General features: G+C 61.1%; 3 protein-coding genes. 1 reads left to right on the top strand and 2 read right to left on the bottom strand.

Annotated elements, in window-relative coordinates; translation table 11 throughout:
• Together ABID26_RS36995 and ABID26_RS36990 are read right to left on the bottom strand one after the other, a co-directional pair.
• Positions 1-515, bottom strand: a 515-nt coding sequence (locus ABID26_RS36995; RefSeq protein WP_354418432.1) for a chemotaxis protein CheB, incomplete at its 3' end; no start/stop codon positions are given.
• Between the two features lie 76 nt (positions 516-591).
• On the bottom strand, positions 592-1,077 hold the full coding sequence (locus ABID26_RS36990) for a YihY/virulence factor BrkB family protein (RefSeq protein ID WP_354418430.1): 486 nt from the start codon (positions 1,075-1,077) through the stop codon (positions 592-594).
• A gap of 50 nt (positions 1,078-1,127) precedes the next feature.
• Here ABID26_RS36990 and ABID26_RS36985 point away from each other — a divergent pair.
• Positions 1,128-1,405: winged helix-turn-helix domain-containing protein (locus ABID26_RS36985; RefSeq protein WP_354418428.1), on the top strand; the 278-nt coding region annotated here is incomplete at its 3' end.

Raw genomic sequence — 1,405 nt, 5'->3', positions numbered from 1 at the left:
TCGACTTCGACGTAACGCAGCGCGCTTTCCACCATGGAAGGCACCAACGTGTCCTTCGGGTGCTGCACGATCGCGAGCCCGCCGACGGCCTTGATTGCCCTCAGGCCGGCTGTGCCGTCGGAAAGCGAGCCCGAAAGCAGCACGCCGATGACGCTGGCGCCATAGCTGAGCGCCGCCGAGCGGAACAGCGGGTCTATCGCTGGCCGCGCGAGGTTTTCGCGCGGGCCACGCCGCAGCATCATGTGATCGTCATGCAGCAGAAGATGGAAGCCGGGCGGCGCCACATAGATGTTGCCGGCCTTGCAGGTCGCGCCGTTCTTGGCCACCGAGGTTTTGAGGGTTGCCACGCGATCGAGGATTTCCGGCAGGTAGCTGACCTGGCCGACATGCAGCACGACGAACACGGCCGCCGGCAGGTCGGCAGGCAGGTCGCTCACGATCTGCTTCAGCGGCTCCACCCCGCCAGCGGAGGCGCCGATGACGATGATGAAACGGTTGCGCTTGGCTCGCCGCAAGCCTGTCTCCGTATCGCGAGCAGGTGAAATGCGGTTTCGATCGTAGGCCATGTCACTACTAAGGTTACGCCCGGCCCTAAATCATAAGTCGTTTAAGGGGACTCGGTTCCATGGAGGCGCAGGCCAGCCTGGACAAGTAGGCCCCCTTATCAAGCACACGGCGATTCTTCATCTTTGGGTCTTTTTCGACGTTTTGCTTCACAACCGGTGCGAGATCGGCGCAGCTTCCGCTGATCATCGAATAGGCGCGCGTGATTTCGGCGCCGAACAGATAGATCTGAGCCGGGTAATAGACCCACAGCAACACCACCATCAGCGCACCCGCGGCGCCGTAGGAGTTCGCGATCGAACTGCTGCCGATGTACCGGCTGATCAGCGACTTTCCGATGGTGAACAGAAACGCGGTGACCAGGGCGCCGACAGCGACATCACGCCATTTGAGACTGCGGTCCGGCAGGATCTTGTAGATCGCGGCGAAGAGCAGCGTGATCAGCAGGAACGAAAAGATCATGTTGATGGAACTCACGACCAGTTCGTCGAACGGCAGGCGCTGGTTGACCACACCCCTCAATGCCGAGATTAGCCGCGCTCGCCGCGAGGGAGATCAGGAGCATGAAGCCGAGTGCCGCCACGAGGCCAAGAATCGCCGCCCTCGCCCGCACCAGGCTCGAAAACGAGATGTCGCTTGGTTCCACTTTCCAGATCTTATTCAGCGACTGCTGCATCTCGCCAAAGACGTCTGAGGCCCGCGAAGAGCTGATCAAAATCGCCTGGCCGCGCAACGTCTTTGTCGGCCCGCGAACGGTGGACGTTCATATCAGCCGACTGCGACGATGCTTCAGGCAGTTCCTGCACGCTGACGTGATCCGCACTGTTCGACTTGGTGGCTA

The organism is Mesorhizobium shonense (assembly GCF_040545255.1).
Lineage (GTDB): Bacteria > Pseudomonadota > Alphaproteobacteria > Rhizobiales > Rhizobiaceae > Mesorhizobium > Mesorhizobium shonense.
The sequence above is the reverse complement of the archived record's forward strand: the minus strand, read 5'-3'. Positions and strand labels throughout refer to the sequence as shown.